The organism is Yersinia kristensenii (genome assembly GCF_900460525.1).
Classification (GTDB): domain Bacteria; phylum Pseudomonadota; class Gammaproteobacteria; order Enterobacterales; family Enterobacteriaceae; genus Yersinia; species Yersinia kristensenii.
Map to the genome: position 1 here is coordinate 4,018,748 of NZ_UHIY01000001.1, position 22,571 is coordinate 4,041,318.

The window sequence follows — 22,571 nt, forward strand, 5'->3', positions numbered from 1 at the left end:
CTTCCGAAGCGGCAGACAGTTTAAAATGTCTGATTCAATTACGCCACGGTTTATGGAAAATATTATGCCGCAATTAGTCCTTGCTTCAACCTCGTCATACCGCCGCGCATTACTGGAAAAGCTGCAATTGCCTTTTATTACTGCCGCGCCAGAAACCGATGAAACCCCGTTGCCAAGCGAAACCGCAAGCGCATTAGTGCAGCGTTTGGCGCGAGCAAAAGCCCAAGCACTGGCTACGCATTACCCACAACACTTGATAATCGGTTCTGATCAAGTGTGTGTTATCAATGGAGCGATCATCGGCAAACCACATAATCATGCCAATGCCGTCAAACAATTACACCAAGCCAGTGGGCAATGTGTCACTTTTTATACCGGATTGGCGCTGCTAAACACCGCTACTAATAGCCATAGCTGTCTTTGTGAAACTTTTGATGTTTATTTCCGCACATTGAATAGTGCAGAAATTGAAGGTTATTTAGCACGGGAACAACCGTGGAATTGCGCGGGCAGTTTTAAAAGTGAAGGTTTGGGCATCACCTTATTTGAGAAACTATCAGGCCGAGATCCAAATACGCTCATCGGCCTGCCGTTAATCGCCCTCACCCAAATGTTAATTGAGCAAGGGATAAATCCATTACTGTAAAACTGATGACTGTAAAACTAATGGTTATAAAACTGATCGCGCCGTTTTTAAATAGCGGCCTTCTTGCGTAATACTGCAAGACAATGCCGCAATTGATTATCCAACGGTGCTTCAATGCGCATGGTTTCACCGGTATTGGGGTGTTCAAAACGCAAGGCGGCGGCATGCAGGAATAAACGATGTAACCCAGTTCCCTGTAATTGGCCATCAAATTCACGGTCACCATAACGATCATCAAAAGCGATTGGGTGACCAGCATGCAGCGCGTGGACACGAATCTGGTGTGTTCGGCCAGTAATAGGGCTGGCTTTAACCAGCGTGGCATGTTCAAAACGCTCTTCTATTTTAAAGCGCGTTTCTGATGGTTTGCCTTCGCTACTAACTTTCACCATGCGCTCGCCACTTTGCATAATATTTTTCAACAAAGGTGCTTGCACGGCTTTGCAATGTGATTGCCATTGCCCGCGCACCAAAGCCAAATAATCTTTCTGCATCCCTTTCAAGCGCAGTTGCTCATGTAAGGAACGCAAAGCTGAACGTTTTTTGGCAACTAATAAAACACCGGAAGTATCTCGGTCGAGACGGTGAACCAATTCCAGGAAACGCGCTTCAGGGCGCAGGGCACGTAATGCTTCAATCACCCCGAAACTTAAGCCGCTACCGCCATGGACAGCAGTACCGGAAGGTTTGTTCAGCACTAATAGATAGTCATCTTCAAATAGGATGCAATCAGCTAGCGCGGCAACTTTATCAAGTTTAGCTGATACCTGAATTTCTTCACGCTCAGCAACCCGTACCGGCGGCACGCGCACCACATCACCGTCAGCCAGTTTATATTCTGGCTTAATGCGCCCTTTATTAACACGAACCTCACCTTTGCGTACGATGCGGTAAATCATACTCTTTGGCACACCTTTCAATTTAGTGAGCAAAAAGTTATCGATCCGCTGACCGGCTTCGTCGGCAGAAATGGTGATTAATTGTACTACTGGATTATTCGTTTTCATGGGACGCGATTCTAAATACACCGAGGAATTAGCGCCACCCCTTTTTCTGTGCTTAACTGTCAATCTGGCTATTTAAAGATAACGTTTGCGTGCATTTATTGTTTAATAAGACAACGATAGCCGCAAACACTGTGAATACAGTAAAAGAATCTTTACCTAGACAGGTAAAGTCATCTTGCTATATCAGTGTCAGCAATGGAATAATGTGTTTAATTCTGCGTTGATTCTCGTTAGACCAAGAGACTTGTGGAATAATAAACTTTGCCTGATCACGCAAAAACGCAGCAATGGCGTAAGACGTAATGTGAAATCAAGCAATTAGCGGGCTGCGGGTTGCAGCTTGGTCGGCAAGTGGGTCAGGCTCTGTTGTCTTATATTCAGAAGCTACCCTTTATATAAAAAGCGCTGTTTTTCAGAAAGAAACGCAGGCTTACCGAAATAATGCGCCCCTATGCAGGCGACAACCGTGAGGTTGACGGCTTTGCTAGAAGACTCGGGGTCATCGGTTTACCCGACCATGAGGTTATTTTGCCCGCAGTTCTAATGACAATGTAAAAATAACGAGTAAGTTAAAGATGAAAAGAATGTTGATTAACGCCACTCAGCAAGAAGAGTTGCGTGTTGCCCTCGTAGATGGACAGCGGCTGTATGATTTGGATATTGAAAGCCCAGGTCATGAACAGAAAAAAGCGAATATTTACAAAGGTAAAATCACCCGAATCGAACCTAGCCTGGAAGCCGCTTTTGTTGATTACGGCGCTGAACGGCATGGTTTTCTCCCATTAAAAGAAATCTCTCGCGAATATTTCCCTAGTAATTATTCCTCTCATGGCCGCCCAAACATCAAAGATGTGCTGCGCGAAGGCCAGGAAGTTATTGTTCAGGTTGATAAAGAAGAACGCGGTAATAAAGGTGCCGCACTCACGACTTTCATCAGCCTGGCTGGTAGTTATTTAGTTCTGATGCCAAACAACCCACGGGCCGGGGGTATTTCTCGCCGTATCGAGGGTGATGACCGCACTGAACTGAAAGAAGCCCTATCCTCCCTGCAATTACCTGACGGCATGGGCCTGATTGTTCGCACTGCCGGTGTAGGTAAATCTGCTGATGCGCTGCAATGGGACTTATCATTCCGTCTGAAACACTGGGATGCGATTAAAAAAGCCGCTGAAGGTCGCCCTGCGCCGTTCCTGATCCATCAAGAAAGTAACGTGATTGTCCGTGCTTTCCGTGATTATCTGCGTCCGGACATCGGCGAAATTCTGATCGACAATCCTAAAGTTCTCGAACTGGCTAAAGAGCATATCGCCGCGCTCGGCCGCCCGGATTTCAGCAGCAAAATTAAATTGTATAGTGGTGAAATCCCATTATTCAGTCACTACCAAATTGAGTCACAGATTGAATCTGCATTCCAACGTGAAGTGCGTCTGCCTTCTGGTGGCTCTATCGTTATTGATACCACCGAAGCACTGACAGCGATTGATATCAACTCCGCGCGTGCGACTCGTGGTGGTGATATCGAAGAAACGGCGTTCAATACCAACCTTGAAGCCGCAGATGAAATCGCCCGCCAGTTGCGTTTACGTGACCTGGGTGGCCTGATTGTCATCGACTTTATCGATATGACACCGGTGCGCCACCAGCGTGAAGTGGAAAACCGCTTACGCGATGCTGTTCGTCAGGACCGTGCGCGTATCCAGATTGGCCGCATCTCCCGCTTCGGTTTATTGGAAATGTCCCGCCAGCGCCTCAGCCCGTCACTGGGTGAGTCAAGCCACCATGTGTGCCCACGTTGTAGCGGCACCGGTACTGTGCGTGACAACGAATCTCTGTCACTTTCTATTCTGCGTTTGATTGAAGAAGAAGCGCTGAAAGAAAATACTTATGAAGTTCACGCGATTGTGCCGGTACAAATTGCTTCGTATCTGTTGAACGAAAAACGTGAATCCGTCAATGCAATCGAAAAACGCCAAGGTGGTGTACGCGCAGTGATCGTGCCAAACGATCAAATGCAAACGCCGCATTATTCGGTGCTTCGTGTACGCAAAGGTGAAGAAGTCCCGACTCTCAGCTATTTGTTGCCACAACTGCATGAAGCAGAAATGGCGCAACCGCTGGAAGAAGCCACTATTGAGCGTAAACGTCCGGAACAACCTGCGTTGGCCACTTTCTCTCTGCCAACTGAAGTTCCACCAGAATCAGCCCCTGCTGTTACGACTGTTAAGCCAACAGTTGCACCACAGAAAACGGACGCGGCGGTGGAACAACCTGGTTTCTTCAGCCGTCTACTCAGTGGCCTGAAAGATATATTCGGCACATCGGCAGAAGAAATTAAACCGGTCGAAGTTGAGAAAACGGAAACCAGCGAAAATCGTCGCAATGATCGCCGTAATCCTCGCCGCCAGAATAATAACCGTAAAGATCGCGGTGACCGCACACCACGTGAAGGTCGCGATAATTCAAGCCGTGATAATTCAAGCCGTGATAATAGTGGCCGTGACAATGCTAACCGCGATAATAGCAATCGCGAGGGCCGTGAAGATCAACGCCGCAATAAGCGCCCAACGCAACAGACAGCCGCGCCACTCGCGCAAACTGAAGTTGTTGAAGCGGATAAAGCACAGCGTGAAGAGCAGCCACAGCGCCGCGGTGACCGCCAACGTCGTCGTCAGGATGACAAACGTCAGGTACCACAGGACGTTAAAGCTAAAGTTGATGATATTGATGTCATCGCCGCGGCGGTAGAAGAAGTGCAACCGGAGCAAGAAGAACGTCAACAGGTGATGCAGCGCCGTCAACGCCGCCAATTGAATCAGAAAGTCCGTATTCAATCCGCGAATGATGAGCTGAATGTTCTGGAAACGCCGGTCACAGCCCCTGTAGCTCACATTGCTGCACCCGTGGTGCACGAAGAAGTGAAATTACTGACGCAGACTAGCCCTCAGGCTGATGATGATGCAACGAATGACCGCAATGCCACCAACAATGAAAATGGCATGCCACGTCGCTCTCGCCGCTCGCCTCGCCACCTACGTGTCAGCGGTCAACGTCGTCGTCGCTATCGTGATGAGCGCTATCCAACTCAATCTGCTATGCCGCTGGCGGGGGCTTTCGCCTCACCAGAAATGGCGTCGGGTAAAGTGTGGGTGCGTTATCCGGTTGCCCAGCAAGTTGAACCCGCCTTTGTGGCAAACCCGATTGAAGAACAATTGCCAGTTGAGTACGTGCAGGAAGTTACTGCTGTAGTAGAACAAGTCGCTGTTGTTGCTGCACCAGTTGTTGTTGCTGCGCCTGTTGCTGCTGCCGTAGCTGAAACTGTCGTGCCGACTCCAGCCCCACAACATAAGCCAGGTGGTTCTTCGTCATCCGCTGCTGCCGTACCGGGCCGTGCGCCGGTTGTTGTAGAATCAGCCGTTGTGGAATCAGTCGTTGTGGAAACAACCGTTGCGGAAACAGCAACAGCAGAAGCCATTGTTGACATCCGTGCGGTTGAAGAACCTCTTCAGGTTACTGAAATGGCGGCAGAAGCAGAAACTATCCCGACCGCTGAACCGGTGGTTGAAGAAGTTGCTGCAACAGCGGTTGAAGAAACTATCGAATCAGAAGCGACTGTGGTGGAAACTATAGCTGAAGAAGCGGTAGTCGAAGAGGCGGTTGTTGAAAAAATAACCGAGCCAGAAACGATTGCGGCAGAAACTTTGGTTGAAGAAACTACAGTAGAAGAAACTGTGGTTGAAGAGGTCAAGGTAGCAGAAGAGGCTCCTGTTGCTGCGGCAGCACAACAACCGGTTGTTGCTCATCCAGAAGGCGTGCTATTTAAGCACTATGCTTCAGCGCCGATGACCAAAGCACCTGCACCTGATTATGTTCCAGTATCACCAACTCAAGGCCAATGGGAACGTCCAGCCTTTGATTTTGCAGGTAAAGGTTCTGCGGGTGGTCATGCGGCAGCAACTAAGGCAACAGCACCGGCAACAAAGCCACAATCGGTTGAATAGTAGCAATATCCTTCAGCCCTAATAGTGTAAAACCCGCCATTTGGCGGGTTTTTTATTGAGCAAAGATTATCACGCGATTTGCTTCACTTTCTTGATTTCAAGGCTTTCCAACTTGCCTTCAATAGCTTTGACAAACGCTTTGAAATGCTCGGTTTTATTATGTTTTTCCAATGCATCATCGGATGCCCAGCGCTCGAAAAATACAAAAGAACCTTCTTGGCCGCTTTCGGCATGGAGATCATATTGCAGATTTCCCTTCTCCTCACGGCTAGGATCGATAACCTGATGAACCGCCGCTTTAACTTCAGCAACAAATTCAGGTTTCGCCACTAAACTGGCAACGACACGGACTTCCATGGTTATTCTCCCATCTGATATTTAATTAGCGTACTTGGCGATAAAACAATCACTCGCATTGCGGGACATTGTGACTTGACGCCTCCTATAAGAGTCCCTTTTTACATTATTTTCAACTGACCAAAAATATTGTTTTCAACTTAACCGTAACAATCAGATGCATCCTAAGCACTTTCCGCTTATCCTTACACCCCGCCGGAAACAGCACAAAAAATCCCGATATCTCATGACTGCGGAGCCCGTTGAATGACTGCACAACCTCAAACCCTGAAAATTCGCCGCCCAGATGACTGGCATATTCACTTACGTGATGACGAAATGCTCAGCACCGTGCTGCCCTATACTTCCGAGGTGTTTGCCCGAGCCATCGTCATGCCAAATTTGACCCCACCGATCACCACGGTTGCCAGTGCTATTGCCTATCGGGAACGTATTTTGGCGGCAATACCTGCAGGTCATAAATTCACTCCACTGATGACGTGCTATCTGACCAACACCTTGGATGTCAATGAACTGACCCACGGCTTTGAGAACGGCGTATTTACCGCAGCCAAGTTATATCCGGCCAATGCCACTACCAACTCAACACATGGTGTCTCTGATATTCCAGCGATTTATCCGCTGTTTGAACAAATGCAGAAGATTGGCATGCCACTGTTGATCCACGGTGAAGTCACCGATGCCGCTGTGGATATTTTTGATCGTGAAGCGCGTTTTATTGAAACGATTCTGGAACCGGTGCGCCGTAAATTCCCAGAATTGAAAATTGTCTTTGAGCACATCACCACCAAAGATGCGGCCGACTATGTGCTGGCAGGCAATCGTTTCCTTGGTGCGACCATCACTCCTCAACATTTGATGTTCAACCGCAATCACATGTTGGTTGGTGGGATCCGCCCTCACCTGTTCTGCTTGCCAATTCTAAAGCGGAGCACTCATCAAGATGCCTTACGGCAAGCCGTGGCCAGTGGTTCAGACCGTTTCTTCCTTGGTACTGACTCTGCTCCTCATACCAAACATCGGAAAGAATCATCTTGCGGCTGTGCGGGTGTTTTCAACGCCCCATCAGCGCTTCCGGCTTATGCCTCTGTATTTGAAGAAATGAATGCATTGGAACATTTGGAAGCCTTCTGCTCTTTGAATGGTCCGCGCTTTTATGACTTGCCGGTTAACGAAGATTTTGTTGAGTTGGTTCGGAAACCTTTCCAGCAACCAGAGGACATTACATTGGGCAACGAATCTATCATTCCTTTCCTTGCCGGTCAGACCCTCAATTGGTCAGTTAAAGCCTGATAACATCGGCTGTAGAGCGCACTTTTTTCTACAGCTAAAAATTTTTTTCTTAGTCAGTTGCGGCCCGAATATTTATACTGTATAAATAAACAGTATAAATATTCGGAGGGCCAAGTATGCGTGTTGAAGTCTGTATTGATAAAAAAAACCAGTTACCCGCAGGTGCTATCGAAGCACTCACCAATGAATTGAGTAAACGGCTGAATACTAAATTCCCAGATACTACCACCGCTGTACAAGTCCGTTATGCCGGAGCGAATAATCTTTCTGTTTTAGGTGGAGCCAAAACAGATAAAGACCTCATATCTGAAATATTACAAGAAATATGGGAAAGCGCGGACGACTGGTTCGACGCGGAGTAACCCACTGCAATAGGCTGTCAATGACGGCGATAAATTGTAGATAAATGCTGTTTTTGCCGGGGAGTCGCTCCTCGGCTTTTTTATATCAATGAATATATGCCCTTCCCATCTCACATTTTTTATTTTTAACTTTCGATTCATTAATCATCAGAAAATAAATAATTTGTAAATATCTGTAGATAATCACCAAACTCATCAACGGTTGCGTATACTGAAAAAGCTCACTCAGTATTGAGCCGCATTGATCCTCGTTAGTCACTACCGTTCAGTAACTACTATATAAGGGGTCTTTATGGACAGAAATGATGAAGTTATCCAGACTCACCCGCTCGTAGGTTGGGATATCAGCACTGTAGATGTATATGACGCGATGATGATACGCCTTCATTACCTGTCTTCCATGGATCAACCGCCAGAAGATGCGCTAGTTGATAGAACACTCTGGCTGACGACTGATGTTGCGCGACAATTAATAAATATATTAGAAGCAGGTATTGCTAAAATTGAGTCATCAGATTACCAAGATTTGGACCACCGTAAGCATTAATTATCACCAGCAATTAATTTCTCAAAGCTCGTAAAAGGCACCGGTGAATATCACTCGGTGCCTTTTTATTAACCACTCCCACCCTAATATGGCGGACATTTCTTTTACTCTCTTGGGTGCCGTGCTATTACTATCGTTTTAATTTTTATCGCAACTTGCAGCCTTTAATTTAAATCGCTCTGGTCATTATCAGGATAAAACTGCGTTACAAATCAAACAATATTAAATAAGATCGGGCGTTAAATAAGGTTCGCGGTGATATTCAGCAGGGTGAATAATATGGATTATGATTTGATTGTCATTGGTAGTGGCTCGGTCGGTTCAGCCGCAGGTTACTACGCCTCGCAAGCCGGTTTAAATGTGCTGATGATTGATAGCGCAATGCCCCCTCACCAAACCGGTAGCCACCATGGTGATACCAGAATCATTCGCCATGCGTATGGTGAAGGCGAGAAATATGTTCCATTAGTATTACGTGCTCAAGCACTTTGGGATCAACTTTCTGACCAAACCGGTGAGAAATTGTTTCAGGCCTGTGGAGTCCTTAATCTGGGGCCAGAGGATTCCGTCTTTCTGAAAAACTCACAACACAGTGCTCAACAATTTAATTTGCCGGTTGAGATCCTAAATGCGGCGCAAATTCGTGAGAAATGGCCGGTGTTTACCGTACCGGATAATTATATTGGTGTGTTCGAACCACACTCAGGTTTTCTCCGTTCAGAATTGGCGATCAAAACACTGATCAAAACCGTCACTGCCGCGGGTTGTGGCATTCTATTTAACTGCCCAGTGACCGCGATTCAAGCTTTGGACGAAGGCGTAGATATTGTGACCATCGACGGCACCTACAGTGCCAAAAAAGTGGTTGTTACTGCGGGAACTTGGGTAAAAGAGTTGCTACCGCAATTGCCGGTGGCCGCAATACGCAAAGTCTTTTCCTGGCACCATGCCGATGGCCGCTACAGTGAAGGGAATCATTTCCCAGCATTCACGGTAGAAACACCGGACAATATTCATTACTACGGATTCCCTTCACAGAATGATGAGCTGAAACTCGGTAAACATAATGGTGGGCAGCCCATAGAATCAGCGGCACAGCGCAAGCCCTTTGGCAGTTATGCTGAAGATGGAACAGAAGTCTTTGGCTTTTTGCGTAACTTCTTACCCGGTGTGGGCGTTTGTTTACATGGGGCAGCATGCAGCTATGATATGAGTCCTGATGAAGATTTCATCATCGATACTTTACCGGATAACTCCAATATTATGGTCGTAACGGGGTTAAGTGGTCATGGGTTTAAATTTGCCACTGCGCTGGGTGAGGTCGCTGCACTCTTTGCACAAGACAAACCATCACCTATTGATATTACTGCATTTTCTCTGGCCCGATTCACGGATTCATAGACTTATATCCGTAATTGACTCACTAAATTCTTGCCAATGACTATTGAGACTTAAAATAAGTCATTGGCAATTAATTCATATTTAATCGTTAGCATAAAAACTACATTAGCCTGGTAATTAGTAGTCATCAACTCATAAAACCCTTCCCAAAGCATCGTAAATGCCGAATTGACGCCTTAGTCGTCAGAGGATTACCTTATCCTAGTATGCAGTCAGGTATGGTTGCAGTTAGACAAGGATGTATGTCACATGAAAATATTAATTATTGACGAGTGCTTTTATACCCGTTCTGGGGTAAATACCTATTTGAATAGTTCCGCATCACTTAATTTAATGGATGTTCCTACAGTTGAAGAAGCCACACTCGCTATTCATGATTTTAACCCTGAAACAATAATTGTTAATCTTACACAATATTGTCGATTTGGTGGTCATTGTCCATTACTAGCACAATTTCTTAGTTGTTGTGAACAGGCAAAAGTGTATATTTATCTGGATGCATCATATCCCTTTAGCGAAACGCCTATTCCTCTAACGGATTCCGTTTCTATTCTGGCTAAAAAGCATTTGCCTGAACTATTACAAAGCTTATCAAGTATTTCACATGATGGAGGTAAGCCACTGCTACCATGTCCTGCATCATTGTTCAGCCCACAAGAACATAAAGTCATGTGCTATTGGATGACAGAAATGCCTAATTATCGTATAGCCAGAAAATTAAACATCAGCGATAGTACGGTTTACTCACATAAGCGCCATATTACTGAGAAAATAAAAGTCAGAAACCGTTTGGAACTGTGTTTTATCTATAATGTGTTTAAATATTTATACTAGAACTTGGCCTATATTTAGAGACGACATCAGCCAATGGCACTCGACATATAGCCAAATATAATACACATATATATTTAAATTATGAATAATGTAACCGAGAAAATAACGTGACATAGTTTTCTGTTAAAAAATATCGGTTACACTCTACTAAATGTAATTTAATATAAACTCCTTTTCTATTCCCTCCATTTTATACACATTTCTTAAAATAAGTTATTTATCCTTTTATTTCCTTAGGCAAGGATTTAACCCCTAACTGATTGTTTACCCAATTAAAATCACCTATAATAGCTAATAACTTTAACCTCAGGCCGTCAGTATGTTAAGTAAAATAATCTCAATGGTTATCAACAATGTACGAGAACATTTAATACTCTATATCTGCTTGTGGTTAATATTGTTGGCGCTGGATATTTATTTCTTTTTCTATTAACTCGTCTCTCCCTTTTTTCGCTGGGCCAACAGGCATCAAATCACCTGCGGCCCTCAGATGTTCAGTTACGATACGGGTGTATCCGACTCAATTTTAGCTGGCTTACCATCACTCAATAACACCGCAAACTTATAACCGGCAGGTGTTAACTCCAGCGCAATCTTGGCAATAATGGTTAATGGAACTGACAGCAACATACCTATCGGCCCCAATAACCATCCCCAGAAAATTAATGATAAGAATACCACCAGCGTAGATAACCCCAAACCACGGCCCATCATGCGCGGATCAATAATATTACCGCCAATCAGATTAATGAGAATATAACCGCCGGTTACAGCAAAAGCGTCAGCAAAACCGTTAAAGAGTAAAGCCTGAACAATGGGTGGAATAGCGGCCAATACAGACCCGATATTGGGAATATAATTGAGAACAAAAGCCAATAAGCCCCACAGGAAAGCAAACCTAACACCCATCGCGGCCAAAAATAGCCAGATGACAATCCCCGTCGCAATACTAATAATGGTCTTAATCACCAAATAATGGGTTACACCATTCAGTGCACGGCGGAGGATAGCATTCCCTTGTTCTGGATTATCAAACATCAACTGCATTTTATAAGGCAGGCGCTCGACCTCAAATAACATGAAAACGACCGTCATTAACAACAAGAACGTGCTGGCCATCGCGCCGGAAAGGTGGCTAAGCAGGCGGGTAACAAAGTTCATGGCCATGCTGGGATCGACATGTTTCATAATGTCATCCACCGAAAACTCGATATTAAAGCGCATGGCGAACTCTTGCAGTTCACGCATCTTTTCCAGCATCATCCCACGATATTGCGGCAATGAGCGGGCAAATTCATTTAAAGAAGAACCTAAGCGGCTAAAGAGTAATGCCATCAGTAAAACAATAATGGTGACCAGTAAGATGATAGCCAATGTCCGAGGGATCTTTATTTTCTCGAGCAATTTCACCAAAGGGTTTAAAACAATAGCGAGAAATATCGCCAGTAAAAAGGGAACCACAATAGGCGATGCCGCCTTGATACCGGCCATAATCACGACCAGCATTGCCAACATCGCAACTAACCGTAACCCTTGGCCACTTACCACAGGTTTTGTCATTATCAATCCTTGTATGGAAATCGCCACGATACAAATGGCAAAAAAAAGACGCTACCGGATAAAATAACCGACAACGCCTTATTTTAATAGCACCGAATATTACTTATCAGCACTCTTTTCTGGCATAGGAATATGCATGGTTGTTTGCAGTAATCCTTTAGACTTATTAAAAATCTTAATGCCGTTTTCACGCCCAGCCCGGCGAGCGCGTTGCTCTTCCTGTGGTAACTTCAGTTCTTCCTGGCAAATCTGACTGCAACAACCTTCAAATTTTGCTGCACAAACGGGGCATTGAATAAACAGTAAGTGGCAACCATCATTCTTGCAGTTAGTATGTGTATCACTTGGCGTACCGCACTGATGGCAATGTGCAATGACATCTTCAGATATTCGCTCGCCCATCCGCTCATCGAAAACAAAGTTTTTACCGATAAATTTAAGCGGCAATCCTTGTTCTTTTGCTTTGCGGGCATATTCGATAATCCCGCCTTCGACGTGATAAACATTTTTAAAGCCATTATGCAGCATATAGGCGCTGGCTTTCTCGCAACGAATCCCACCGGTGCAATACATCACAATATTCTTATCTTTATTATGTTGCAGCATATCAACCGCCATCGGCAGTTGTTCACGGAAAGTATCTGAAGGAACCTCTATTGCGTTTTCGAAATGGCCTACTTCGTATTCATAATGATTACGCATATCGACAAACAAGGTATCAGGATCATCAATCATCTGATTAACCTGGTCGGCCTTCAGATAATGTCCAACATTGCTGGGATCAAAACTGTCATCGTCGATACCGTCAGCTACAATGCGCTCGCGAACTTTCATGCGCAGCACCCAAAATGACTTGCCGTCATCTTCATGCGCGACATTCAACCGCACTTGGTTCAGCGCGGGATGAGCGGCAAATAGCGCGACTTTAAACTCATCATAACGATTTGCAGGCACGCTAATTTGGGCATTAATCCCCTCTTTTGCCACATAAACCCGGCCAAACACCCCGAGTTTAACAAATTGGCTATAGAGGTTATCGCGGAAAGCTTTTGCATCTTCTAGCATGAAATATTTATAAAAAGAAACTGTGGTGCGCGGTTCGGTTTCAGCCAACATGCGCGCTTTAAGTTCCTCATTAGAAATTCGGTTATGTAACACTGGCATGGTGTACGTTCCTGTCTTTCAGAGAGGTTACTGATAAATATTTAATTATTGCTCAATGGGTTAGGTTAATCATTAGACGGCTAACCACGCTAAATCATCGCGCAACAGAACTGATATTTCGGCACCGGCTATCCCGTGCGGCGCATATAATACCTGAAACCCGGCCACGTCACATCTTTAGCGGCAATTGCGGTCAGTCAAAGCAGAAAAAACAACCCCGCAGAGCAAGGTAACTCCGGCAACAATCAGTAGCGGTTTGCTCTGCCAATCAGCACCGAGATAACCCAATATGCCACCGACGACCAATAAACCCGCACTGAGCTTTGCAACTGTCATCGACGGTTCTCCGATAATAATGAATCACACCACTGAAATGACTAACCAATAGATACACTGGCAATATCATAACGCAAAAATAAAAAATCCCTCTTAGATAGAGAGGGATTTGACTGCTGACTTAATTAATTTGCGGGGAAAGGTGCCGGATGGGGCCCGGTTAGTTTCAAATACAAGTGCGTGAACCGTCGGAGCGCCCATCGGTGCAGCCGCCCCGCCAGTCTCGATGTGATAAAAGAGGTTTGTCATTGACCTCGGTTTTGAATCAACTTTGATAGCGGATTAGCGTATGACCTCCAGTTTGGCTGGTAGCCCCTGCCGAACCGCCGCGCCGCTCACCCAATCCAGCCAGGTGTTGGGAACTTCTCTGGTGGGGTCGGTAAAACCTAAATCATTCAGGTTGGTTCCCTGGCCTATTCGAGGGTCTGACGCCATCACGACACCATCCAGTGAGTGAGTTCGGGCCCCCATTTCGCGATGCCCATAACCATGCTCAATAGCAACAACCCCCGGCATAACGCCATCCAATAGGCTGACTTGCACTTCCATCTGCCCTCCTGGGGTCATTAACCGCACAATATCACCATGCTGAATCCCATTGCGCTGCGCATCCAGCGGATTGATCGCCACCAAATTGGTGGGTTTGACCGCCCGTAAGCGCTCAATCATGGCTGTTGAACTGCTCATTAGATGAGATTTAAATGACATCAAACGCAATGGCCAGTCAGTTGCCGGATAATGCTCGAACACATCCGAACCGTCTGCCAGGCGCGGCGGATACCAGGTCGGGCAGCCGCTGTAGCGCTCGCCGGTAATAGCATGATGATGTTTCGCCACATTTTCATTCCAGATTTGCAGTGGTTTTTTCCATTGCGGCCCAGTGGCATCGCCATTCCAGCTTTTCTCATAAGGTGCAAATCGCCCACCGCGAGCCAGCAAATAAGCCACCCGCCGCTGTTCATCCTGCTGCAAACTGTGCTGGAGAGCAGGCCACAAGCGGTCGACGCCGGTTAAGCGCAATTCATCATCCGCCGCGGCTGGCAATGGCTTTTCACCCCCATAGGCAATATTGGCGGCAGCCCGCAAGTAATAATCTTCTGCTCTGTCCAGCGACAAATTGTTGCCCTCGCTGTCCTGCATAGCATTGGCACCAAACCCCGGCAATTTCATAGCCTTAGCGACAGCAATCAGGAAACTTTCCATCGCCACCGGCTCACCTTGCGCGGTACGGGCAGTGCGTGACTCCACCACCGGCCAACGGGCGGTACTGGCTTTCACTAACACCCCAGCCCATGGCGCACTGAATCCCCAACTCTCAAAGTTATGGGTATCCGGCACAATATAATCCGCCAGTGCCGTGGTTTCATTCATGAAAGCATCAATAGCAATAAATAGCGGTAACTGACGTGGGTCTTGTAGCCGCTCTTCAATCAGATTACGCAAACCCGCCACCCCATACAGCGGGTTGGTCATATGACTTATCCAGGCTTTCAGCGGATAGGGGTAGCCCGCCAATGCGGGGGCTAATTGTTCGGTCAATTGCCCACCGACAAACGGATACCACGGGCCTCTGGCCGGGTAACCCGATTGCCCCTGCTGAACTTTCTGTTGATATTCCTCTGATTTTTCATAAGGTTGCTTACTACGTGAAAGCGGTAAACCTTTTGGTTTAACCCTGCCCGCAAAGGTGGCTAATTGGTAACGCGGCCCATCAGCAAAACCATCAAACTTGCCGCCGCCGACCGAAACACCACCTTTAAGGTTGAGATTACCAATCATGGCATTCAACATCATGACCGCCCAGGTGGTGTAAAACCCATTGCCGCCCATCATCCCGCCATGAGAAATCACCGCCGCCTGGCGCTGATAAGCGGTGAACTCCCTGGCTAATCCGACAATGGTCGCCTCTGGCACGCCACATTGCTGGCTGTATTCGGTCAGTGTGAAGCGCGCTGCTGCTTGGCGCAGGCATGTCATGCTCGACTGCACCTGAACACTTTGCCCATCATGCAAAGTGACTTCCCGGCTGACGAACAATTCGGCCTGTAGCACCTGCGCGGCGGGCTGTAATGCCCCCTCGGGGGTTTGCACCAAGACCGGGCTTTCTTTTCCCTCAGCGACCGGTTCGTCACTCAACACCGGTTCACCACTCAACATAGTGGCGCGTAAAAATTGGCCAGCTAATGGATGGCTTTCTGTGGTGATAACCAAATGGCTGGCATTGGTCCAGCTGCGCTCTCCGGCGGCTTGCATCGCCATTTCGCCAGCAATGGCGAGATAATCGTGATTAAAACGCTCCTGTTCAATAATCCAGCGGATCATTCCCATTGCCAGTGCGGCGTCAGTCCCCGGCAAGACCGGCACCCAGCGGTTATGCTGATTGGCGAGAGTGGTCGTCAGCGGTAAGGCGGGCGAGACCACCACATAATTGAAATCATCGCGCTGGCGGGCATTGGCTAACTGTCGCCCCTGGCGCTTAAATGGGTTACCGGATTGCGCCGGTGAGGTTCCCAAAAATAAGGCAAAACGGACGTTATCCCAATCCGGCTTCACATGGGCATTTTTGTCCAAATCCCCCATCAATGCCCCCGAGCCAGCGCGGTAGGCCAGCCCACAGTAGGCGCCGTGGCTGCCCAGATTTTTTGTGCCAAATGATTGATTAGCAAAACGTTGAATAAAAGCATCACGCCCATCATCACCGGCAATAGTCACCAATAATTGATTGGCTTTTGGCCCAAGAGAGGGTTGTTTAGCATCAATCGGCGTCACCAAATCACGAATAGCCCGCAGCCCCTCAACTGGCCCCTCGCCGAATAAATCACCGCCGTCGGTCACCTCGGCAACTAACTGTTCAAAGCTAATACGCTGCCATTTACCACTGCCGCGAGGCCCCACGCGCTTCATCGGCTCCGTGATGCGATAAGGGCTATCGACCCCCTCCAACAGAGTCGCCCCTCGGGCGCAGGCGGTTGAGCGCCCCGCCATGCCTTGCTCGCCCCCCAGACGTTGCAGTGCTTCACTGAGCGGCAACTGATAAGGGAAGTGATGGTCATGAGATAAGGGATGGTAAGGATTACCAGCAATACGCAGGATCTTATTCTGTTGGGTATCGACACGCACTCGCAAGCCGCACAGTGTCCAGCAGCCAAAACACTGAGTCATGGAAACCGCCTGTTGCGGATTGGCCTGCCACTGCGGCCCGACTCGCCCTTCCGTCGTTAAAGCATTGCCACTGATGGGGTCAAGAGTCAGTTTACCCGCACTCCCATCCACCAATCCGGCCAGGGTTTTGCGGGCAACATCATGGTAGCTGGCACCAAACGCCACCACGCCCCCCAAAGCTAAGCTGCCCTTTAACCATTGACGCCGTGTAGACTTAGCCATGATGTATTTCCCCTTCCACTTGATTTGCACTTGTTACTTTTTGTTCAAGCCATCTGAGACCTTCGCGGATCGCAATGATTACTGCGATCCATAATCCGAAAGTACCCATAATTGCCAGTAACCCCTCACTGCCCAACGGCAAGGAGTACGGATTGGCTAACACATTGTATTTAGGTAATGTTTGCGTTTGCATCAGCAGCAACCAGCGCACTGACCAGCACAGTGTCAGGGCAATCAATACCTGTGCCGCTATCACTGGGGTGGATAATGTTTTTTTGCCATTGAATAAGGCCAACCCGAATAACAGCAGCCACAGCGCCACCGGGAATGCCGCCGTTACTGGAGCTTGTGCCGCCCAATCGCGCAGAGCTTGTGCCGAACCATTATCACCACTGGCCCACAGTGCGGTGACCAACGCCAACAGCACTAAATTGATTAACTGCCAGCGCGCCAGTGGGCGCTGATAGTGCGGTTCTCGCCACAGCCACACAGATAATAGCGAGGGGATGGCCTGACCGGCGGTCAGGAAGATAAAGAGTGGCAGCCATAAGCTAAACCACAGCGGTTGGGCGCGTAATATTGACACCTCACGCCCGGTGTAAAGTAAAATACTGAGGGCGGAAAGTGCGCAAAGCCCCGCCAAACCGGCCAGCAGCCGTGGCAAAGGTTTGGCTTTCAAGCGGCTGTAAATCAGTGCCAGAAAATAGCTCATCACCAACAGGCTAAACAGCGGCAAGAAGATGGAACCCCATGACATCCACGACCACGGGGTAAAATAGGCATAAAAATGCCAGACGCGGGCCGGTTGATGGAGATCTGCATTCAGCGCCAGCGGGGCCACGACCACGGCGGTCACCGCCAGCATCAGTGCGGCAAATTCCAATTGGCTTTGTTGCGCGGATAGCAATCCTCGGCGGGAGAACATGCGCTGCCCACCGGCAAACAACACCGCGCCACACGCTAAGCCAATAAAGAAGAAATACTGCACCGCCCAAGGTAGCCAGGCGATATCCTGCGGGCGAGCTAAAATTTCACGGATCATCATGCATGAACCTCCTGCCAGAGTGCGGGCTGACCTTGTAATGGCTGAGTAAATACCTCGTTTAATCCGAGGTAAAATACCTGTGGGTGCGTCCCTTGTTCCGGCTTCAAGACTTTGATATCAGTGGCATGCTCCAACAGCATTTTGCGCAAAATGCTGTTGCCATCGCGTAAATCACCAATAACCCGCGCCCCACCGACACAAGACTCCACACAAGCGGGCAATAATCCGGCATCAAGGCGGTGAACACAGAATGTGCATTTATCCGCCGTTTGGGTGCTGTGATTGATAAACCGGGCTTCATAAGGGCAAGCCTGTACACAATAGGCGCAACCTACGCAGCGGGTATTGTCGATAACCACAATGCCGTCTTGCCGCTGATAAGTGGCCTGCACCGGGCAGACCGGTACGCACGGCGGGTTATCGCAGTGATTACACAGGCGGGGCAGCAACACGTTAGTGACACTTTCGGCCCCCGATAGCGCAATTTGATATTGATTGACGGTGGTGCGGAACTGGCCTTGCGGCAGTTGGTTCTCAATAGCACAACTGACGGTACAGGCCTGGCAACCAATGCAGCGGCGCAAATCAATCAACATGGCATAGCGCCGTTTGATATCACCTTGTTTGCGCACCGGCTCCATCTGCCAACCCGCCTCGGCTAATGGCACCAGCGCGGCACCGGCGGTTAACACCCCCAATCGCTGTAGAAATGCTCTTTTCCCTTGATCCATTTTTTCTCACCCTCTTCTTGATACAGGGATTGTAGAAATCGACGAGCAGAAGCCCTATTGTGGTTTTCCACATTCCCTTTAAGGACTTGATCCAGGACAATTGCACACTGCGACGGGGATCATAAAAAGGAACATGCATGAATTTCAGAGTGCTGGCGATAATGCTGTTTTGGTGTGTTTCTACCGCCCAAGCCCGCGATTGGACTATTGGCGTGTTGGCGTTACGGGGTGATGCTCAGGCGCAAGCACATTGGCAACCCTTGGTGGATAATTTGAATCAGCAACTGCCGGGGCAGCATTTTCAGTTATTGCCACTGGACTTACATGCGATGAAAAATGCCGTGGCACAGAATCGGATTGATTTTCTGCTCACCAATCCAGCGCAATATGTGCAGATTGATAGCCATTTTCCTCTGCGTTGGTTGGTGTCTTTGCGCTCCAGTCATGAGCCGGGGGGGACTAGCCGCAATGTGATTGGCAGTGTCATTCTGGTGCGTGCAGACAGTGATATTCGCTCGCCACAAGGCCTGATGGGCAAACGAGTCGGCGCGGTGTCACCAGAGGCCTTTGGCGGTTACTTATTAGGATACAAAGCGTTGCGTGATACAGGGCTGCAACCTGAACAAGATTTTAAGTTACATTTTTCCGGTTTCCCGGTAGATGCATTGATTTATCTGCTGCGCGACCGCGCGATTTCTGCCGCTATCGTCCCCACCTGCTTGCTGGAAGATATGCAAGCCGAAGGGCTGGTACATGCCCGCGACTTTCGGCCATTGCTGGCCAAACACTCCATTATCCCCTGCCTAACCAGCACCGAGCTGTACCCTAATTGGTCATTTGCCGCACTTTCACAGGTTCCGGACGAGTTAGCCGATAATGTCACGCGAATTTTGCTCAATCCCGCTGACAGCAAGGCGCCACAATGGGGCGCGCCGTCTTCGACCAGCCAGGTAGAAAGCCTATTACGCTCGATTAATCAGCACCCGCAGCAGCCCTATTTTTGGCAACAAATGATCGATTGGGCGCAACAGCACTGGTTATTGATCGCCGCGATTGCGCTGATTCTGCTATTGCTCGGTGCTAATCATATTTGGGTGGCTTTTCTGGTGCGTCGCCGCAGCCGCCAATTAGAACAATTACATCAACAACTTAGAATCAAGGAAAGTGCCCTGGAACAAGCCCAGCGCCTGAGTATTTTGGGGGAAATGGCATCGGGCTTTGCTCATGAATTAAACCAACCGCTTTCCGCCATTCAACATTATGCTGACGGCTGCGCCATTCGCCTGCAACGGGAGCAAGCTGACCACCCCTTACTGCCTATTCTGGAGCAAATCAGCCAGCAAGCTCAGCGCGGGGCGAATACTATTGCTAACTTGCGCCTGTGGGCGGGGAAATTACCGGCGCAGGAAAGGGCGACCACCGGCCCGCCGCTGCACGAATTGACCAAACATCTGTGGCAATTATTAGGGGCAGAACAGCACCAGCCCTCCTGCCAATTGCACACCGAGATTGACCCACAGATAGCGCTGCACTTGCCCCCGACCTTGCTGGACCAGGTATTATGCAACCTGATAACCAATAGTTTGCAAGCCGGAGCACGTCAGTTATGGTTGAGTGCCTATCAGCAAGTTGGCTGGGTGATACTGACATTACAAGATGACGCTGGGGGATTGACTCCGGAGCAACTGAGCCACCCTTTTGCCCCTTTCCGCTCGACGAAGAGTGAGGGTCTTGGCCTTGGCCTGGTCATTTGCCAACGGCTGATAAACAGCCAGGGCGGAAAACTCACCTTACGCAATCAGGTAGCCACCAATGGCAATCTGGGGCTACAAGTCACCCTGATGTTGCCACTTAATCCAGACAAGGAGCTTACTTTTGTCACTGATTTATCTGGTTGATGACGATATTGCCGTCACTGACGCCTGCCGTTTTTTACTGGAAAGCCTCGGCTATAAAGTGAAAGTGTGGCATCACGGCGCAGACTTTTTGGCACAAGCTAACTTATATCAGCCCGGCGTATTATTGCTTGATATCCGCATGCCAGTGCTGGATGGCACGCAGGTTTATACTCAGATGCGCCAGTTAAACAGCACTCTGGCGGTGATATTTCTCACTGCACATGGCGAAGTGCCACAAGCGGTGGAACAAATGAAATTAGGCGCGGTTGATTTCCTGCAAAAGCCGGTGGCAACAGCCCCTTTAATCGCGGCCTTGCAGCAAGGTTTAATACAATCTGAACAACAGGTTACCCGCCGACAGGTACAACTGCGCTATGACTCGCTGACACCTCGGGAACAGATGATTGCTCAGTGGGTGATGCAAGGTTTGATTAATCGCGATATTGCCGATGTGGCCTGTGTTTCCGTGCGAACCGTCGAAGTGCATCGGGCCAAAGTGATGGAAAAAATGGCCGCTAATAGCCTGGCTGAATTAGTTAGCATGCTCAATCCGACAAAATAACTCACTTATTTTGCTCATATAACCATCAAATAGGTGATTTATTTGATGATATCTTCAACAAAAAGGCATAAAAATGGCTTTTTGGTGCGGTCTTTTTTCCTGTCAGCCCCTAAAAATGCCACAATAGTCTACCTTAAAATGGCAGATAAACAGGTTGGTACAGGGCCGATTGAGGTTCTCTGATGAACTCAATGTGCACCATCAATAGTCAATAATTAGCTGTCCGAACGAATGACAATAATGCTGAGAACAGATATGCAAGTTCCTTCTTTTAATCGCTCACTACTGCACCCCCGTTATTGGCTGACTTGGTTCGGTCTCGGTATTCTCTACCTCTTGGTACTGCTTCCCTATCCGGTCATCTACTCCATGGGCACCTCCCTGGGCCGTTTTTCCATGCGTTTTCTGGCTCGACGCAAACGAATAACGCGGCGCAATCTGGAACTGTGCTTCCCTGATATGCCTAAAAATGAGCGGGATGAGCTGCTGGTTAAGAATTTTGAATCCGTCGGCATGGGGTTATTTGAAACCGGCATGGCATGGTTTTGGCCGGACTGGCGTATTCAGCGCTGGTGCAGTGTCAGCGGGCTGGAGCATATCCAAAAAGCGCGCGATGAGGGTAAAGGGGTGTTGTTGATTGGCTTGCATTTTCTGACACTCGAACTGGGCGCGCGTATTTTTGGTATCTACAATCCGGGTATCGGTGTTTACCGCCCACATGATAATAAAGCCATGGATTGGATGCAGACCTGGGGTCGGATGCGCTCAAATAAAGCCATGCTTGATCGCAAAGACCTCAAAGGGATGGTTCGCAGCCTCAAGCAAGGTGAAATTATCTGGTATGCGCCCGACCATGACTATGGCCCGCGCAGCAGTGTGTTCGTGCCCTTGTTTGCCGTCGAGCAAGCTGCCACCACCACTGGGACTTATCTTCTGGTGCGCATGGGTAAACCCGCAATCATTCCTTTCACCCCACGTCGATTACCTGACGGTAAAGGTTATCAACTGATTTTACAGCCGGCGGTGGATAATTTCCCGCTGGATAATGAAGTTGAAGCCGCAGCCTTCATGAATAAAGTGGTCGAAAAAGAGATTGTGCGCGCCACTGATCAATACATGTGGCTACATCGGCGTTTTAAAACCCGGCCAGAGGGTGCACCTTCTTTGTATGAGTAACCGAGTTAAACAGAATTAGCTTAGAGCAAAATAATATAACCAATGATAATGAGAATTAGTTTACATCAGTTTTTTTGATACAATCTGTCAGTATTATCCAATAGAAATATAGGATTAGTCTGACGATACTGAATTAATTTCTCTGAGTTATTTTCTGGTTATACCCTAAATAATTCGAGTTGCAGGAAGGCGGCAACTGAGTCAATCCCCAGGAGCTTACATAAGTCAGTGACTGGGGTGAGCAAAGGCAGCCAACACACATGCAGCTTG

Annotated in this window: 19 protein-coding genes; 11 read left to right on the plus strand and 8 right to left on the minus strand. The window is 48.1% G+C overall.

Annotated elements, in window-relative coordinates; translation table 11 throughout:
* Positions 1-64: 64 nt before the first annotated feature.
* Positions 65-646 carry a Maf family protein gene (locus DX162_RS18595; protein WP_032819504.1) on the plus strand — a complete coding sequence of 194 codons (582 nt, stop codon included), beginning with the start codon at positions 65-67 and terminating at the stop codon, positions 644-646.
* A 47-nt stretch (positions 647-693) separates the two neighbouring features.
* Here DX162_RS18595 and rluC read toward each other — a convergent pair whose 3' ends face one another.
* Positions 694-1,653, minus strand: a complete 960-nt coding sequence (gene rluC, locus DX162_RS18600; protein ID WP_004389695.1) for a 23S rRNA pseudouridine(955/2504/2580) synthase RluC — start codon at positions 1,651-1,653, stop codon at positions 694-696.
* 575 nt (positions 1,654-2,228) lie between these two features.
* Between rluC and rne the strand changes: the two genes are divergently transcribed.
* Positions 2,229-5,651 (plus strand): ribonuclease E, encoded by a 3,423-nt coding sequence (rne, locus tag DX162_RS18610; RefSeq protein ID WP_032819503.1) that lies wholly within the window; start codon positions 2,229-2,231, stop codon positions 5,649-5,651.
* Positions 5,652-5,720: 69 nt separating this feature from the next.
* On the opposite strand, the gene DX162_RS18615 is transcribed toward rne, so the two are convergent.
* Entirely contained in the window at positions 5,721-6,008 is a 288-nt protein-coding gene (locus DX162_RS18615; RefSeq protein WP_004389693.1) for a putative quinol monooxygenase, read from the minus strand.
* A gap of 246 nt (positions 6,009-6,254) precedes the next feature.
* Between DX162_RS18615 and pyrC the strand changes: the two genes are divergently transcribed.
* From pyrC to DX162_RS18645, 6 genes are all read left to right on the plus strand, one after another.
* A complete protein-coding gene (gene pyrC / locus DX162_RS18620; RefSeq protein ID WP_004389692.1) occupies positions 6,255-7,301 on the plus strand; it encodes a dihydroorotase in 1,047 nt (348 codons plus the stop codon).
* A 116-nt stretch (positions 7,302-7,417) separates the two neighbouring features.
* Positions 7,418-7,663, plus strand: a complete 246-nt coding sequence (gene dinI, locus DX162_RS18625; protein ID WP_004389691.1) for a DNA damage-inducible protein I — start codon at positions 7,418-7,420, stop codon at positions 7,661-7,663.
* Between the two features lie 292 nt (positions 7,664-7,955).
* The gene (gene bssS, locus DX162_RS18630; RefSeq protein WP_032819502.1) at positions 7,956-8,210 is read left to right on the plus strand and encodes a biofilm formation regulator BssS; all 255 of its coding nucleotides are present in this window, start codon (positions 7,956-7,958) and stop codon (positions 8,208-8,210) included.
* 279 nt (positions 8,211-8,489) lie between these two features.
* Positions 8,490-9,611: an N-methyl-L-tryptophan oxidase gene (gene solA / locus DX162_RS18635; RefSeq protein ID WP_004389689.1), complete on the plus strand. Its 1,122-nt coding sequence runs from the start codon at positions 8,490-8,492 to the stop codon at positions 9,609-9,611.
* A 249-nt stretch (positions 9,612-9,860) separates the two neighbouring features.
* The gene (locus DX162_RS18640; RefSeq protein WP_004389688.1) at positions 9,861-10,445 is read left to right on the plus strand and encodes a LuxR C-terminal-related transcriptional regulator; all 585 of its coding nucleotides are present in this window, start codon (positions 9,861-9,863) and stop codon (positions 10,443-10,445) included.
* A 340-nt stretch (positions 10,446-10,785) separates the two neighbouring features.
* The gene (locus DX162_RS18645) at positions 10,786-10,878 is read left to right on the plus strand and encodes a DUF2770 family protein (RefSeq protein ID WP_227744204.1); all 93 of its coding nucleotides are present in this window, start codon (positions 10,786-10,788) and stop codon (positions 10,876-10,878) included.
* Between the two features lie 65 nt (positions 10,879-10,943).
* On the opposite strand, the gene DX162_RS18650 is transcribed toward DX162_RS18645, so the two are convergent.
* The 6 genes from DX162_RS18650 to ttrB form a co-directional block, all read right to left on the minus strand.
* On the minus strand, positions 10,944-12,005 hold the full coding sequence (locus DX162_RS18650) for an AI-2E family transporter (protein ID WP_049556099.1): 1,062 nt from the start codon (positions 12,003-12,005) through the stop codon (positions 10,944-10,946).
* A gap of 99 nt (positions 12,006-12,104) precedes the next feature.
* Positions 12,105-13,169 carry an oxygen-dependent tRNA uridine(34) hydroxylase TrhO gene (gene trhO / locus DX162_RS18655; RefSeq protein WP_004389685.1) on the minus strand — a complete coding sequence of 355 codons (1,065 nt, stop codon included), beginning with the start codon at positions 13,167-13,169 and terminating at the stop codon, positions 12,105-12,107.
* Between the two features lie 177 nt (positions 13,170-13,346).
* Positions 13,347-13,505: a hypothetical protein gene (locus tag DX162_RS22365; protein WP_004389684.1), complete on the minus strand. Its 159-nt coding sequence runs from the start codon at positions 13,503-13,505 to the stop codon at positions 13,347-13,349.
* Between the two features lie 282 nt (positions 13,506-13,787).
* On the minus strand, positions 13,788-16,889 hold the full coding sequence (gene ttrA, locus DX162_RS18660; RefSeq protein ID WP_032819501.1) for a tetrathionate reductase subunit TtrA: 3,102 nt from the start codon (positions 16,887-16,889) through the stop codon (positions 13,788-13,790).
* A complete protein-coding gene (gene ttrC, locus DX162_RS18665) occupies positions 16,882-17,931 on the minus strand; it encodes a tetrathionate reductase subunit TtrC (protein WP_004389682.1) in 1,050 nt (349 codons plus the stop codon). Before ttrC ends, ttrA begins: the two co-directional genes overlap by 8 nt.
* Positions 17,931-18,665: a tetrathionate reductase subunit TtrB gene (gene ttrB, locus DX162_RS18670; RefSeq protein WP_032819499.1), complete on the minus strand. Its 735-nt coding sequence runs from the start codon at positions 18,663-18,665 to the stop codon at positions 17,931-17,933. The genes ttrC and ttrB overlap by 1 nt, the downstream gene beginning before the upstream one ends.
* Positions 18,666-18,802: 137 nt before the next feature.
* On the opposite strand from ttrB, the gene ttrS reads away from it, so the two are divergent.
* The 3 genes from ttrS to DX162_RS18685 all read left to right on the plus strand — a co-directional run bounded on the left by ttrS (position 18,803) and on the right by DX162_RS18685 (position 22,301).
* A complete protein-coding gene (gene ttrS / locus DX162_RS18675; RefSeq protein ID WP_004389681.1) occupies positions 18,803-20,563 on the plus strand; it encodes a tetrathionate respiration histidine kinase TtrS in 1,761 nt (586 codons plus the stop codon).
* The gene (ttrR, locus tag DX162_RS18680) at positions 20,541-21,125 is read left to right on the plus strand and encodes a tetrathionate respiration response regulator TtrR (RefSeq protein WP_032819498.1); all 585 of its coding nucleotides are present in this window, start codon (positions 20,541-20,543) and stop codon (positions 21,123-21,125) included. Before ttrS ends, ttrR begins: the two co-directional genes overlap by 23 nt.
* A gap of 255 nt (positions 21,126-21,380) precedes the next feature.
* Entirely contained in the window at positions 21,381-22,301 is a 921-nt protein-coding gene (locus tag DX162_RS18685) for a Kdo(2)-lipid IV(A) acyltransferase (protein ID WP_032819497.1), read from the plus strand.
* The last annotated feature ends 270 nt before the right edge of the window (positions 22,302-22,571 follow it).